Source organism: Bradyrhizobium sp. UFLA05-112, assembly GCF_053572325.1.
Genome location: NZ_JBANBK010000030.1, coordinates 46,374 through 61,866 on the forward strand (window position 1 = coordinate 46,374; position 15,493 = coordinate 61,866).

General features: G+C 58.4%; 11 protein-coding genes and 1 pseudogene. 5 read left to right on the forward strand and 7 right to left on the reverse strand.

Going from position 1 to position 15,493, the window contains the following annotated elements:
- Nucleotides 1-384: 384 nt before the first annotated feature.
- Nucleotides 385-513: a transposase gene (locus tag SO180_RS19100; protein ID WP_449380380.1), complete on the forward strand. Its 129-nt coding sequence runs from the start codon at nucleotides 385-387 to the stop codon at nucleotides 511-513.
- Nucleotides 514-788: 275 nt separating this feature from the next.
- Here SO180_RS19100 and SO180_RS19105 read toward each other — a convergent pair whose 3' ends face one another.
- Nucleotides 789-1,037: a hypothetical protein gene (locus SO180_RS19105; protein WP_449380381.1), complete on the reverse strand. Its 249-nt coding sequence runs from the start codon at nucleotides 1,035-1,037 to the stop codon at nucleotides 789-791.
- Nucleotides 1,038-1,375: 338 nt separating this feature from the next.
- Between SO180_RS19105 and SO180_RS19110 the strand changes: the two genes are divergently transcribed.
- The 3 genes from SO180_RS19110 to SO180_RS19120 are packed head-to-tail and all read left to right on the forward strand — an operon-like array spanning nucleotide 1,376 to nucleotide 3,941.
- Nucleotides 1,376-2,050: a tyrosine-type recombinase/integrase gene (locus SO180_RS19110; RefSeq protein WP_449380382.1), complete on the forward strand. Its 675-nt coding sequence runs from the start codon at nucleotides 1,376-1,378 to the stop codon at nucleotides 2,048-2,050.
- On the forward strand, nucleotides 2,044-2,958 hold the full coding sequence (locus SO180_RS19115; RefSeq protein ID WP_449380383.1) for a tyrosine-type recombinase/integrase: 915 nt from the start codon (nucleotides 2,044-2,046) through the stop codon (nucleotides 2,956-2,958). Before SO180_RS19110 ends, SO180_RS19115 begins: the two co-directional genes overlap by 7 nt.
- Nucleotides 2,955-3,941, forward strand: a complete 987-nt coding sequence (locus SO180_RS19120) for a tyrosine-type recombinase/integrase (protein WP_449380384.1) — start codon at nucleotides 2,955-2,957, stop codon at nucleotides 3,939-3,941. The genes SO180_RS19115 and SO180_RS19120 overlap by 4 nt, the downstream gene beginning before the upstream one ends.
- An 812-nt stretch (nucleotides 3,942-4,753) precedes the next feature.
- On the opposite strand, the gene nodU is transcribed toward SO180_RS19120, so the two are convergent.
- The gene (gene nodU, locus SO180_RS19125; RefSeq protein WP_449380385.1) at nucleotides 4,754-6,424 is read right to left on the reverse strand and encodes a nodulation protein NodU; all 1,671 of its coding nucleotides are present in this window, start codon (nucleotides 6,422-6,424) and stop codon (nucleotides 4,754-4,756) included.
- A gap of 277 nt (nucleotides 6,425-6,701) precedes the next feature.
- The gene (locus tag SO180_RS19130; RefSeq protein ID WP_449380386.1) at nucleotides 6,702-7,043 is read right to left on the reverse strand and encodes an SAM-dependent methyltransferase; all 342 of its coding nucleotides are present in this window, start codon (nucleotides 7,041-7,043) and stop codon (nucleotides 6,702-6,704) included.
- A gap of 1,097 nt (nucleotides 7,044-8,140) precedes the next feature.
- On the opposite strand from SO180_RS19130, the gene SO180_RS19135 reads away from it, so the two are divergent.
- Nucleotides 8,141-9,544, forward strand: coding sequence for an MATE family efflux transporter (locus tag SO180_RS19135; RefSeq protein WP_449380412.1), 1,404 nt, complete (start codon nucleotides 8,141-8,143; stop codon nucleotides 9,542-9,544).
- Between the two features lie 1,042 nt (nucleotides 9,545-10,586).
- Here SO180_RS19135 and SO180_RS19140 read toward each other — a convergent pair.
- The 4 genes and pseudogenes from SO180_RS19140 to SO180_RS19155 all read right to left on the reverse strand — a co-directional run bounded on the left by SO180_RS19140 (nucleotide 10,587) and on the right by SO180_RS19155 (nucleotide 15,493).
- Entirely contained in the window at nucleotides 10,587-12,494 is a 1,908-nt protein-coding gene (locus tag SO180_RS19140; RefSeq protein WP_449380387.1) for a hypothetical protein, read from the reverse strand.
- 88 nt (nucleotides 12,495-12,582) lie between these two features.
- Nucleotides 12,583-12,868: pseudogene (locus tag SO180_RS19145) on the reverse strand (IS21 family transposase); the annotation flags it as partial.
- A gap of 417 nt (nucleotides 12,869-13,285) precedes the next feature.
- Nucleotides 13,286-14,659 (reverse strand): LLM class flavin-dependent oxidoreductase, encoded by a 1,374-nt coding sequence (locus tag SO180_RS19150; RefSeq protein ID WP_449380388.1) that lies wholly within the window; start codon nucleotides 14,657-14,659, stop codon nucleotides 13,286-13,288.
- A gap of 63 nt (nucleotides 14,660-14,722) precedes the next feature.
- Nucleotides 14,723-15,493 (reverse strand): class I SAM-dependent methyltransferase, encoded by a 771-nt coding sequence (locus tag SO180_RS19155; RefSeq protein WP_449380389.1) that lies wholly within the window; start codon nucleotides 15,491-15,493, stop codon nucleotides 14,723-14,725.

The following is a 15,493-nucleotide window of genomic DNA, read 5'->3' on the forward strand; positions in this document are numbered from 1 at the left end:
TCTGTGAGGAGCGCATACCCGTGGCACTCGTTAGCTGAGATGAGCCCACCGCGATACCAGTTGGCTCATAAAGCTCAACACCGACAGTCGTCTCGAGTGCGACACCAACCCCGGGACCGGAATCATCAAGGCCCCGATGCAGGCGAGAAAGGCCTAGCCATTCAGTGCGAGTACTACGTTGGAGCTGAGCGGAGTGGGTGAACGATGGGCTACGGCTGCTGAGTTTGTAAGCCGATATGAGGCTTCTATGAATGCAACTAATTTTGGAATGCAACTAATTTTGGCACTAGAACTTTCCACATGATTGAAGCGATCGCCGACCGTCTTGAGAGAGCGCCGCGGTAGCTTCGCCGACGCTGGTCGGCCGAGTTCAAAGCGCAAGTTGTGACGGAAGCGCTGGAGCCTGGCGCGAGCGTATCGGCGATTGCCCACCGGATCGGCATTCACCCGTCACAGCTGTTCGCCTGGCACCGCGAGCTCGGGCCGAGCGGCACTCGAGTTGGGAGGGTGTAGCGACGTCTGTGGCAGCCGCAGTGATCGAGATTGCCATTGGCGAGGACATCGTGCGCGCCGGCATGGATGTCGACCAGGTACACTTCTAGCGGGTGATCCGAGCGGTTCGTTTGGCATGATTCTCTGGTGTTCCTCGCCAGCCATCCAGTCGATTTCCGCAACTATGCGGCGGACATGATTATGCGGAGTTGGCTTTGGCAACACGTGGATTATGACGCATCCACAGGTAGTTAATTAAGAAGCGGGCACGCATTCGCTCCACATAACTATGCTCCTCACGATGATTCAGCATCGTGAGGAGAGCGAAGATGGATACCAATAATCGTAATCACTGGTTCCTCGATCCGGGACCGGTGTCGTTGTGGATTGATCAGTTTGCGGCCGACCTTGCCGCTCAGAGATACACACCGCTGACCATTGGCGGTTATACGGCTTGGGCGCGTCATTTCGCGGCTTGGCTCGGTGCTGAGGCTATCCCAATCGATGCCATTGATGACGACGTCGTTCGTCGCTTTGCCGAACATCGGTGTCACTGTCCCTGCAGCCGGCAATGGCAGCGTATTTCGCCCCGCTATTGGCGGCGCGCAAGGCGGTTCGTTGTTTTCCTCCAACGGATCGGAGTCGCACGAGCACCCTCGAAGGTCGCGTCACCATATCCCCTGGTGGACGACTATCAGAGCTGGCTGCGTATTCACCGGGGACTGTCGGAGCGGACCATTACCCGCCATCGGCGCGATTTGCATCGGTTGCTGCCAGCACTGGCACGGCGACCCACGACTATGACGCAACCCTCATACGTAAAGTTGTCCGCGAGTGGCGTGAGCGGACCGGCCCCGCCAACATGCGGACCATAACGAGCGCCTTGAGCAGCTATCTGCGTTTCCTTGCTGGTGCTGGACTTTGCCGACCCAACCTCGACGACGCCATCCCGTCTGTCGTGCAACGGCGTCTTTCGTCATTGCCGCGATATCTTGTCGCCGCTGATGTCGACCGGGTCATTGCATCCTGCGATCATCTCGTCAGGGGCCGTTTGCGTGACAAGGCGATCCTGCTCCTGCTGGCGCGTCTGGGGCTTCGGGCTGGAGATGTCGCTGGGCCCAGGCTCAGCGATCTTGATTGGACATCCGGCATGCTGCGCTTGAGTGGCAAAGCGCGCCGCGAGGTTCGGCTGCCGCTCCCGCAGGACGTCGGAGATGCCCTACTCGCCTACATCGAGCAGGAACGGCCTCGCGTGCATTCAGACGCAATGTTTCTCTTAATGATCGCACCCTACCGGTCATTCTCGCGGTCCAGCTATGTCTCCACGATCGTCGCACTTGCGCTGAAGCGGGCAGGCATTTCCGACCCGCCGTCGACCGGAGCCAGCCTGCTGCGCCACTCCGCGGCAACCACGATGTTACGTTCGGGAGCCACACTCGAGGCTGTCGGCACGGTGCTGCGTCACCGCTCTCTTGATATGACCGCTCACTACGCCAAGGTCGACATTCCAATGCTGGAGCTGATTTCTCAGCCCTGGCCGAGAGACCTGGTATGCTGAGTCAACATCTCGCCGATCATGCAGCTCTTCAACGCGCGCTGGGCTTCAAGTTCCGGACGCCGGGCATCCTCCTGCGCAACTTTGTCGCCTTCGCCGAGCATCGGGGTGAGCGTGTCATAACGACTACGACCGTGCGTGAGTGGGCGCTACAGGCCCCATCTCCCGAGCAACGACGCAACCGTCTGCTGACCGTACGCCGCTTTGCGATCGCGTTGCATGCTGAAGATTCGCGCCATGAAGTTCCCGAAGCCGATATCTTCGGCCGCGCCAGTCCTCGACGCCGCACTCCATATATTTACAGTCCCGGCGACATCCGACGGCTGATCGACGCCGCGCGCCACCTTGGCCCCGCTGGCTCAATTCGGCCACTGACATACGCCACAATGTTCGGGTTGATTGCCGCGACCGGCATGCGCGTTTCGGAAGCGCTCACCATCCGACTACCAGACGTGACACACGATGGGCTGATTATTGCCCAGACTAAGTTCAAGAAGAGCAGGTTGCTGCCGCTCCATTTAACGACCAGACGCGCATTGGACGGATATCTCGCCGCTCGCCTAAAGGCATCAAGCCAGAGCGATGCGCTCTTCATTTCGCATCAGGGAATGCCGCCTGCCTATCCGACAGCGATAACGGTCTTCCTGCAACTCGTTCGGTCGATCGGCTTGCGTGGCGCCCCAGGATCGCGAGGACCGCGGATCCACGATCTTCGCCATACATTCGCCGTTCGCTCTCTCGAACGCTGTGCGCACGACGCCCAGGCAGTCGCTCGCCATATCACAGCCCTGAGCACCTATATGGGCCACGCCCATGTGAGCGATACATATTGGTATCTCCAGGCGACGCCCGAGCTGATGACGCATATGGCAGCGGCCGGCGAAGGCTTGTATCGGGGAGAGCAGGCATGACCCAACTCGCCCCGCACCTCACCGCCTTCCTTCGAGAACATCTTCCCCGCGAGCGTCGAGCCAGCATCCATACCTGCGACGCCTATGCCTACAGCTTCCAGCTGCTGGTGGCCTTTGCCGCACGACGACTCCGCAAGAGGCCCTGCTTGCTGCATATCGAGGATCTCGATGTCGCGATGATCCTTGCCTTCCTGGAACATGTCGAGGAGGTGCGCGGCAACAAAGCGCGTTCGCGCAACGCTCGGTTGGCGGCCGTGAAGTCCTTTTTTCGCTATCTCGAACACCGAGTAGCTGTGGTGCTCGATCAAGCCCTTCGGGTGCACTCGATTCCAATGAAGAAGATTGACGAGACGCTCGTCGCTTCGCTTTCGCGCGCTGAGGTTCAGGCGCTGCTTGACGCACCGGATCGGCGGACAATGTTGGGCATTCGCGATCGCGCCGTGCTGCATCTCGCCTTTGCCGGCGGGCTGCGCGTTTCTGAGCTTGTCGGTCTCTCCCTCGATCAATTCGACGGTCGGGCGCCCGCCAGCATCCATGTCTTCGGCAAAGGACGGCGAGAGCGCGTGCTACCACTCTGGCAGGAGACCTCGGCCGCGATCCGAGCCTGGACAGCGGTCAGACCCAAGAACCGCGATATTGCGCTCTTCTTGAACAACGCCGGCCGGGTGATGACGCGCGCCGGCTTCGAATATATCCTGGCAAAGCACGCCGCCGCCGCCGCCATCGTGCCCTCGCTTGCCACGAAGTCGATATCACCCCATGTACTGCGTCACAGCTGCGCTATGCACATGCTGCGAGCGACCCGCGATGTCCGCAAGGTGGCGCTGTGGCTCGGGCACGCCACTCTCCAGAGCACTGAGATTTACCTACGCGCCGACCCGGCCGAGAAACTCGAGATGCTCGGCGCCCTGGCACCGCTCGGCATCAAGCCAGGCAAATTCCGCCCGCCAGATCGGTTGATCGAGATGCTCACCTCCGGATAATAGAGAGCGTTTTTAGATTACCGGCGCACTCACATCGGCGCACGTCGAAGCTTCGGTGGCGCGCCGCTAATCTAAAAACGCTCTCTATTATGTGGTGCACCACATAATCGCAAGGGGTGTCCATGGTCTTGTTGCGCTTGAGCGCGATGCCGGCTCAGATCCGCACGACGGCGCGCCTTATGTCTTTCGGGCCAAAAGAGCCGACAGAATTAGACCGTTCGATCACGGCATGGACGAAAACCTCGCGGCCTGCCCAAGGGTGAAGCCGGTACAGAACCTCACGGCATACGGTCCCGTGGGCGCTCTCAAGCCTTGTACCATGGCCGGCGTCCCCACTCGAGCCTTGACCGCGGCACCCCGGATCAAGCTTACTTCAACCTGCTGCCATTCCGCGCGGCAGCCTAACTCTGGCAGAAGCTCCACCTATCGACGCGGAATTGCTGTTCAGACAACCGAGACCGTCTCTGTCTTGCGCGCAGATTCAGCGGCTTGAGCGCGACGTGAGAGTGATTCCGCCGAACATGTAGAGCCGCAACTTGCGACGGGAGGTTAAGACCGATGCCAATAATGTGACCGCATTCTGCGAAAGCAATTACTCGCCCCAAATATGCGGTTCATTCCAATCAAGACGTCAAAAGCCTAGGCTCAATTTGCTCGATCGAGCGAGAGGACTGGTGGTTCGTCAGAGCGCCATAACCTCTTGCGCCATCCGAGCTCATTCCCTGACGTGGACGTTGCCAGCGGTCTTGAAATAGGCGTCCCGGCGACGCGCGCATCCGCCTTGCCGTCAATGCCGGTCGGCGAGCGATCGCTCACTTGCGGCATTTGGTCCACAGTAGGCCGTCGCACCAGACGTGTTCAACGCGTCCCCACTGGCAGGCTGACGCGAGATCCGGGAAAAAACCACGTCCATGGTGGTTGGCACTTGTATTACAAAGCAATGGAATGCCCGTGAGCTCTTCATATTCGATGAGAAGATGAGCGACTTTGTGTTCAGAGGTTCTGGAAACAGTCTGCAATCGCGCGGATCCGTCGAGATGTATAACGGCAGGAATTTTGTCCCGCCATTCTGCCCGTGTGTGGTGATCGAAAAGCATGTAAGGATCCGGCGTTCCAGGCCTGAAAATATCCGGTGCACGATCCTCCAGGCATATCGGCGCCACTGGCCGGAAGTGTTCCCGAAGTTTGATGTCGTTGAGATGGTCCTTCATGCCCGGCGATGTGGCCGCCGCGAGAATGCTTCTGCCACCTAGTGCGCGCGGTCCGAGCTCGGCGCGCCCAGCAAGGAAAATCACCGGCTTGTTGCTCGCGAGGACTGTCGCAAGTTCCTGCATACTGCACGGCGCGGCCTCCCATTCGGGCGGCACATCGCTACGTTGCAGGGCTGGGCCACTGTAGACCGACCATTCCAGCGAAACGAAGCCTTTTCGCGCCGCCACTGCAGCGCAAGCGGCACCGATAGCCGAGCCGCTGTCATTCGTAAACGGCGGCACCCAGACAGCATCAAACAGGCCTGCCGCACGTAGTGCGCTGTTCCATTTGATATTGAGACCGCAGCCGCCGGCAATACATAAGTTCCGTGGTCCCGGAACAGACGAATGCCGCTGCAAAGCAATCGCCATTTCCTGGACGAGCAGACGCTCAAGGAAGCAATGAAACGATGCAAGCACGTCTTCGGGTGACTTGACCTTCAACCGGAGCGCGCTGGCATCGAAGAAATCATGCAGCTCCGCAACCTTAGAATCTATGCTGTTGAGATCAGCACGATAACCACGGGCACACTTTATGTCGGCAGCAAAGCGTTCCCAATAGAGCTCCTGAAACACCGCCACGATATCTTCATCAACAGACCCAAGCGCAATGTAGGCCATCAACTTGCCGGAAAGGCTCCGGTCTCTCCGGTGGGTGCGGTTCTTATAAGGTCCAAAGTGATGGCCCGCCGCAGGATAGGCATGTCCAATTATCGGAAACAGGTATTCGAGGAACCGGGCCCCGCGGCGCTCTACGTAATAGAGACGTGGAAACATGGCGCCGTCCCACACTAGGCAGAACGCAGGTTGTCCAGCTCTGGCAAACTGGCTAGTGCAGTATGCAGAGGCTAAATGGTCTGTGACGTGGGGATAGCTTTTGTAAGGGTACATCTTGCCGTCAAGGATCAACCCAGAGCCGTCGCATGAAGTGAGCAGGCCCTCGGCATGAGGTTCAAGATACGGCGCCGCTTTGAGAGTGATAGGCGACGTATCGCTGACGACATCCAATTGCGACTCTGCGTCTCCGGCCCAGCCGTCGATGACAAACTCGTCAACATCTTTCGTACCCAGACCGTGCTCCGCCAAAGCAACGACAATTGCATCTAGATTGTCGATGGCTTGATAACGCGGACTGTTGCCCCGCTTCTCTTGCTCGATGCAAAAGACAAGCCGTTCGTCCTCAATAAGAGCGATCGCTCCGTCATGCGTCAGTTTGATACCGCAGATGCGCATAGTGCCTCCATGTCGAACCCCGTAAATTCGTTGATTCGAAGATCGAATCGGACTCCGAAGGCAGAAGCCAGCAAGCAATCTTCAGTAGGTTGACGCCTCCTGGCATGGCCGACGCTCAACTTCGATCTTCGATCAATGTTTCGTTCAGCACAGTGATGACCGCCTCGGCACAGCCGACGGGGGGCATCGCGCGTCGATCGGTGATCCAGATGCCGCGATCTGGCCCAAGCACCCGCACCAGGTTGCGGATCGGCGCCCCATCTCAGCCGTCCTCGAGTCAATAGAGAACATCTGCTACAACGATCAGATCGAATGGTTCCAAGAACAGTCGAATGTCTGAGACGATCCACGTGAATTGCGTCCACCTCTTCCTCCATTGGCGCGCTCGACTAATTGCTTGCGGCACGACGCAGGCCACTGTGAGCCGTTCGCAGTTGGGATGCTCGCGTTTCCGTGAATGCGTAGCCGCACACCCGACTTCGAGGGCGTTGTGATCCCTTGGAAAAGTGACAGTCAGCGCGCCGTTATGCTCCCGGCCACACGGAATATCGTCGAGTCGCCGCGGTTCGTCGGGAGACAATCCCCGCTCTAACAACTGATAGTTGTTGTGCAGGGTCACGAATTATTCACCTAGTAGGGTTGGATTACGGACGACGACGTGTTCTTCGCCGCGGTTCTGTACGTGCGTAACAGTCTCCGGCGACCTAATCGTCGCGTGGCTATTGACACTCAAACGAGCCTCCCCTTCTGTCGCCGTCGACCGTAGTACGTGCAGGATTCGGGCCAGCGCGAACCAGAAGGAATGCTCGCGAGTTTGCGCCGAATGTCGCGGCGGCAAACACGCTTGGCGGGTTCCAGACATCGGTGCGTATCTCCCTTTTTGAAACCAGGCGATGATCGCCCTGTTTCGCGTGATCGACCGGCACGGCGACAATCCAGAACGATGCCTAGCGCGTCTTCGGACATTCGGTGCCCGTTGTTTGCGATATTATTACCGGCCGAGAGTTGATCATGACGTGCTGGGGATGCCCACTCCACCGCGAGTCGAGAATTTTTCAGTAACCTAACATCCGCAATATTTCCTTGCCGTACCGACGCGCTCGGCTGAACCCGGAAAACCGTGGTCCTCGTGCCCGCCAACAGTTTCGCCGAATACGCGTCAATACGAAAGGCGAGCGCGGCACCAAGGTCACAAATCCATCGTGGGTGGAGGCGGTCTCTTATGTCATCGATGGAGGCATGGTGACAGGATCGTTGGACGAGTCGGCAGACTTTCTGATGGTTTGAAGAGAGCGACTGGACACGCTTGGCCCATGCCATAAAGCTGTCGGCCGCATACGAGGACACAACAAAGTCCGAGCCATCTCTGCGACATCGAAATCAGGCGCTCTGACGCCGACTGTCGGATTTTCGACATGCTATCGGGTCCACGGCACCTCCTCTTGAGCAAATAGCCTCTACGACTCAATCTCTCGCAGATGGCACAAATATTGATGAGAGAGGATGTCATCCAGCATCGCATGCTAAAGGAGTTTCAGTGAATGGCTCACAATGCTACCGCCTCTCAGTTGACTTATGCTTTCATTTGAATTCGACCGCCTCAACGCCGCTATCCGTCTCAGTGCGCGCGTCGCGGCCATCGCTAACTCAGGCGGAAAACGGGATCCTCTCGGTGAAACAAGAGGATCGCTTGCCTGCCAAAGCAAACCGAACAGCATGAGTTTTACGGATATATCCGGTTTGCGGCGCGGAGTGGCGAGACAGGCGACAGGCCATCACTTCGCTGTCGAGCTCAGGGAAACCGCAAAACTCGCACTGCCGATGGTGTTGACGCAGGTTGGGGAGATCGCGGTGATGACGACCAATGTTGCCTTCATCGGGCGACTCGGCGCTGAGGCACTCTCCGCGGCAGCGCTGGCTGGCAGGATCTATCTCGTCAGCGTCACCTTCGGCATAGGCGTGCTCGCGGCGATCACGCCGTTGGCGGCGCAGGCGTTTGGGGCGGATAATCTGGCGGTGGTACGGCGCGCGCTACGCATGGGATTGTGGGCGGCGCTGCTTCTATCGCTCCCGATTGTGGCATTTGCAGTGTGCGGAGAGCAAATACTGGTCGCGCTTGGTCAAGCGCCCAACGTGGCACGGCTCGCCCAGCAATACCTGTTCGGACTCGCCTGGGGCGCGGCACCGGCGCTTTGCTTTCTAGCTATCCGTGGTTTCCTGAGCGCAGTCAACCGGCCGGAGCCGGTCTTGTGGATCACGCTCGCGGCGATCCCCGCCAACGCCCTGCTAGCTTATCCGCTGATCTATGGGAAGCTCGGCCTACCCCGGCTGGAGCTGTTCGGTGCGGGTCTTGCGACCACCTTGGTGAACTGCGGGACATTTTTGGCTGGGTTGTGGTTCGCCACAATGCGTCGTCCTTTCCGTGACTACCACGTGCTTGCACATCTTTGGCATTTTGATTGGCCCCTAATGCGAGCGCTGATTGTGACCGGGTCGCCGATCTCAATGGCCTCCTTGATCGGCTGCGGAGCATTCTCGGCCGCTGCGGTCCTGGCGGGCCTGAGCGGAACAAGCACACTCGCAGCACATCAGATCGCGTTCCAGGTCGCCGTGATCCTGTCTATGATCTCTTTCGGCATCAGCATGGCGGCAGCCGTACGCGTCGGGCATGCAGTCGGCCGCAACGATGGTCCCGGCGTTAAGCGGGCAGGTCTGGTCGCGATGGTGCTCGGTATTGTGATCGCTGCATTGCTGACGCTCGCGGTGATCGCCGGACGTTTTGAGATCGCCAGGTTGTTTCTGGGCAAATCGGCCGGCGACTTCGACGCGACGGTCGGACTAGCCGCAAAGCTTCTTTTGGTCGGCGCGAGCTTATTTGTCAGTAATGCCGCACAGAGCGTTGCGACTGGCGGCCTGCGCGGACTGAAGGACACGCGGGTACCGCTTCTCTTCGCCGGCATAGCTTATTGGCCAATTGGCTTCTCCCTTAGCTACGTGCTTGGATTGAAGATGGGTCTCGGAGCCGTCGGTATCTGGATTGGCTTATCAATCGGGACGACCGTCTGCGCGGTGCTTCTTGTTCTGCGTTTCCATCTCGTGGCAAGCAGGCCTGCTCTTTAGGGGGCGCGCTGGCAACGGTGCGATGACAGCCCTGACGATTGAAGGCGGCCACGCTGCCGCCCTGGACACTGCCGCCTCGCATCGAAATTCCCCGCGCAGTACAATGCGTTTCCCCGACATGGCACGAACCCGAGATTAGACGGCACGTCCAACTACAACTCGACTGCCTCCTGCGGGCCGGCGGAGGCCCGCGAGCGCCACCCGAACCTCAGCTTCCCGTATCCTGCGAAACAGCCAGTTGATGGCGGATTCAGCCTGAATACGCAAATGTCTTCAATCGGGCTCGCCCTTCCGAGCCTCAAGCGATTAGCCATCATCACCGGCAAGAGCGATGAAGCAGGTGAAAGATCTCGTCCGCGGGGGGCTCAGCTGCGAGGTCACCTGACGCGGAGCGGCACCAACGGCGCGGCTGGTGAAGCTGCTTTTCTCTCTTTCGTTTCCCCTTTTGCGTTTGGCGTGGGGGCTTTCCGCTGGGCTACGTCGGCTTCAGCGTGGCCTCTTATGGACCCGCCGACGATGCAAAAGGACTCGTCAAAGAGATGGCAGCGGTCAGCGCTAATCAATCCGAAGTTGATTTGAGGCTGCAGCCTCGAGCCATTATGCATACCCACCCACTTCTGTCCTCAACAGCTCGCCGGCCCTAAGAAGAGCCATGGCGTCGAAGCAGGCGTCAGAAGTGTCGCCGGAGTCGTTTCTCCATTCGTCCATTCCGTCTCGCAAACCTCAGTGGGATATAACGCGCTTCCGATTGGGATCGTCCTTCCTTCCGGGCTGGTCGTATACCTTGTGCAGTGTGAGCTAAGAAATTGGCGTCGTCGTCACGGTTCATTCCGAGCTTGCTCCACGCCATGCGTGCGAGCCAGGGTGACAACCAGACAGTCGAGTGAGGCGCTTGGACACTGCTTAACAGTCTTCGCGGATAGCGGTTGCTGAGCCTCGCTATGCGGCCAAGAATCATGCGATCATCGGTCAAGATTTGCTTCGGTACCAGGTAGGTTTCCTCGGACATTAGGGTTAAGACCACCGGCGCCGATCACAGCTTTCACCATTGGCTCCATTTCTGGCGATCCGGCCGTTGCCACCTAGCTTCACGGCAGGATTGCTCCGCTAGCGCGGCGGGGCGTATGGGCTTGAGCAAAGACTGCCTGTTAGCATCCGGATCATCCCCGTCATTGATGGGGGCTTCGAACGCAGCGGCGGCGACGTAGTCCGCCTCACGGGCTCCAAAGGAGGCCATGACACTGGCTTGGTCAAGATGATGCGGTCCCTCCGGCTCGATCAGTAGCCACGCTTTGGCCAGATCGGCGCAGTTCTCAAGTCGGAGCGTTTCCACTGCGACGGCGTTACTGCCGGAAGATGGCACGGTCGGCCCAGGTTGACCATAGTGTGCTTCGCTAGTGACATATGGCCCGACCAGCAATGGTAGACCGAGCGCTCGCGCTTCGAGCACAAACAGGAGGCCCGGCGAGCGACCAGAGAGATCAACCACCGGGGCACCGACTTCGAGGCCGGCCGCACGAGCCTGCGCTCTGGCCGTGGTCAGATAGTCGTGGTGGGGTTGCGAGAGCACCAATTTTCCACCGCCCGGCAGGGGGGTAACAGCGGTATAAGCGCGCAGATCTTTCTCCTGACCCCGCGGCTTGAGGATGGCAGCATTGATCACTGATGCAGCGAACAACTGTGCTAACACAGTCAGGGGCAGCAGGGTGGCGACGTTGCGTCGCTGTTGCGCAAGAGGACTCAGGAAGACAACGAGCGCGAGCATCCAGAACAAGGCGGCCTTTGAACCGCCCCACCAGTAGTTGACACCGGAGCCCAGCGCGGACACGTGCGGCAGGACGAAAAACGTTAGCGCTAGAGCGACGCCGGTGGGAGCTTGGCTGCGCAGAATCAATCCCTCACGATAGAACATCGCGCCAAGGCACGTGAAGACTGGCACTAGGAACAGGGTCGAGAGCTTGATGCTGACCGGATCGGTCCCCAGCAGCGCAATCGCAATTGTTATGATCAGGACCGCGGCAAGAGCTAGTGCTGGGAGCCACTTGTACCTAGACTCCACTAGAATGCTGAGCAGAACGGCTATCGCCGTTAACATAGCGAAACCGAGTTGCGCGCGACTGGTTTCGAGCCAGTCGATCCGAAATATGGAGGACACTTCGTGCTTCGCACCTAGCAAGACTTCCAAATCAGCGCTGTTGACCATACGCGTCACCAGCCCGGCGATGCCGCCGTCGATCAAGTAGGCGGTAACGATCAGCAGAACGAGCGCGAAGAGCGCTGCGCCAAGCATGGGCAGCAGCGATTTTCGCCGCAAAACAACGACATAGATCATAACGACGAGAGCAACGGCGGCGGCGGTTGTCAGCTTGGCCATGAAGCAGCACCAGCCGCCAACGCCAACCAGGATCCATCCCGAGACCCGGCGGATTCGCCCGGGCCGATCGGCCAGTAGCAAGCCGATCATCACTATCAAGAGCGAGTGAAGGGTCAGTGTGTTATAGTTGGGGGTGCGCGAGAACGTGGTGTGAAAATTCACTAATGCCAAGCTGGCGATCCCTGCCGATAGCACCGCTGCATGCGGCCACCCCACTGTCCAGAAGCGCCGGATCACGAGGAAGCTGAGACTCCAGCCCAGCGCCATCGTGAGCGTGATATTCGCCGTGCGAAGTGCTGCGACGTCGCCACCCATCCACTGATAGGGCCAGTGATAAAAAAAGCCGAAAAGGGAAGGCGGCATATTGATTGCATAGGGGAATGGGTTCGCCATCGAGAGGAGGTAGAAGCCGTCGCTGCTGAGATTGTAACCAAAACTGCTATAGTATAGCAGCCAAGCGAAAAGGGTCGCTGTAGTTGCGGCAGACAGAGGCAACAAAGTCCAATCGAGCAATACCGGGATTGCAAAACGGTTATCTCTTGGCATATTCCTGCCAGCCCTATAGACGAGGCCCATTCCAATGAATATCAGCCTCAAGGACCTTCTAACTGACTTGAGCCAGGCCATCACCTCCAAGAATTGGTGGCGTCCATCACTCGTCTCAGTGTCCGTCGATCTCGATATGATAGACCGGGCTGACCCGGCATCGCTTCCAGCGCGCGGAAGCGTAGGTCTGATCTAGTCCGGCAGCTTTGTGAGCTTGGGCTTGTCGAGCTCGGCGAACAGTTCGGCGCGGCTGGCCGTCAAAGTCGCGCATCTGCCGGGCATAGAGTTTGACGACCTGGATTTTGATCGCTGAGTTTCGCTCCCCAACGAAAAGAGCGTTGATTGCGCAACCGCGCCAGACTCCATCGCTGGGTGACTTGCACCGCAACTTCGACCTTTGCCTTGGAGTCTAGCGCGCATTGCATATCGTGACGAGCGTGGCGCGCACGTTTTCACGGTTACCATCCGTTCCATCCGCTGTGCGGATAGGCGTCCGAGTGGTTCGCCGTTCGCAACAACTGGGGCGGAGACCGCGTGTCATCCGCAGGTCACGAGGGAGGATTGCGTACACTTCCGGTCGAATGGACTGACGTTGTCGAGCCCGACTGGTAGTCATGGTTCGTGCAGGTCGCGCCTTCTTCCGAACCGATCGACTGTGCGAGCTGCGTAAGCTCATCGATTAGTGCCGGCGGCAGCAGGGGGAGGCCATCATGTTAGGCAGATTATGTATATGTCTTTGGAAGTATGTTCGTACGGTGACGCGAGAGTTGACACGCAGTAAATGAGTAGTCCGAATACCCTTACTTCTATGGTCGATCCGACTATGTAGCGGCAGCTCGATTAGCAAGGTGACCTGCATAAACGTGCGCCAGATCTGGGAGGCGCCGCAGACCCAGCTTCTCACGCAGAGTGCCCGCGCGGATGGCTGAAGGAAGCAGGCCGCGACGTTGTAGTTCCGGGACGACTAAATCGATAAACTCTTTCATCGAGCCCGGCAGCAAAGGCGGCATCACGTTGAAACCGTCCGCAGCTCGCGCGCTGATCCACTCTTCGATACAATCGGCGATCGTTGTGGCTGTACCCACGACCTGCAGATGACCTCGAGCACCCGCGAAGCGCATTATCATCTGTCCGATCGTTAGAGATTCGCGGCTGGCGCTCTCGATGAGAAGCTTCTGCCTGCTCTTGCTTGAATTGGTCTCGCTAATAACTGAGGGAAGCCTGTCGCTGAGAGTAAGCCCGGCCAGGTCAACGCCACCGAGAATGCGGCTAATGAAGGGAATACCAACTTCCGGGTGCAGCAGAGACTGCAGCATTTCAAAGCGATCCTCGGCTTCGCGCTGGGTTTGCCCAATCACTGGAAATATGCCGGGCATGATAATGAGCTCGTCTTCGCCGCGATCATAGCGCTGGAGTCGTGCCTTCAGGTTTGCGTAGAACTCTCTCGCGTCCCCGAGATTTTGCTGAGCGGTAAACACCACGTCCGCCGACGCTGCGGCCAGATCCTGACCATCTTCTGAAGATCCTGCTTGAACGATTACGGGATGACCCTGTGGTGATCTGGGAATGCTCAATGGGCCACGGACCGAGAAAAATTCTCCCCGATGGTCGAGCACATGCATCTTACTCGGCTCGAAATAGATTCCCGATGCCCTGTCGCGAACGAATGCATCGTCGTCCCAGCTATCCCAGAGGCCTTTGACAACCGACACGAACTCCCGAGCCCGGCGATATCTGGTCTCATGGGGCGGAAGATCATCACTAGATAAATTCAGCGCCTCGAACCTGCTCGCCGAGGTAACGACATTCCACCCGGCCCGACCGCCACTCAGATGATCGAGCGAGGCGAATTTGCGTGCGACTTGGTAGGGATCATTATAGGACGTGGAGGCAGTTCCAACCAAACCAATTCCCTTTGTGAACGGCGCCAGAGCTGACAGAAGAACAATAGGATCGTAACACTCCGTGCGCGCGCTGCGGCTGATCATTGGGATATTGTCTGACGTGATGCCAAGACTGTCGGCAAGGAAGACAAAGTCGAAGAAGTTGCGATCCGCAGTAGTCACGATGTCAAGATATCGCTTGAATGCCATCCCTTGGCCCGAGGTTGCGTCGGGATGCCGCCAGGCGGCCTCGTGGAGACCGTCAATTACCAGGAACAGACCTAATTTGATGTGGCGTGTTGGCTTGCGCATTATAGTCCTCATCGGGATCGACAATTGCTAGAGCCTCAGGAACGGGCGCGCCGCGCCGGCTCCTCAGGCTTTGGATACTTTGTAAGTCCAGGCTCTTGTCCGCCATGCCGTCCTTAACGATCGGACGGTGCCGACCCGAATGCGAATTTTCTCCAGAAGAGCGAGCCACGCCGTTTGTCCAATCTGGCTCGGAACGTAATGTGCTGATCGCCAAGTCGCCATGAAGGTCTCCGGCGACATTTCGTGCCAATCCAGGCGATCGCAATATATGAACGGCTCAAAGTATGGCGAGCTGTTGATAGGTTCGATGGCCTTCTCGGCGTTCGTAAACGTCTGAGAGATTGCCGGAGAAGACGCCCGCACGAGCTCATCGATAGAACGCTGAAAGATATCGATCACTAAGTCTCTGGGGTTCCAGAGCACGGTGAGGAAGCCGTCCCGTCGAAGCACGCGGTTACATTCCTTGAGCGTCCGTTGAGGGTCGACGTATTGAAAAGCGTTTCCGATTAGGATCCAGCTCGCGCTCTCGTCATCCAAGCCAGTATCCTCAGCCGCTCCGGAGCGCCATTCGAAGAAGTCGCCTCCGCGACCGAGACGCCGAGCTTCGGCGTGCATCACGGCCTCCGGCTCAATAGCCCATCCTTCAAGGTCGAGCGACACCAGCGTTGCTGTCAGATTCCCGGTTCCTGCGCACAAATCAACCACGTTCCGTCGGTTCTTCTCGATACGGAGACCTGACGATAGTGTTCTCAGGAGTTCTGGAGAGTGCGGCGGGCGCTGGCTGTAATCGTTAGCACTCGTCGTGAAATCACCCCATTGGATCGCAGTATCCAC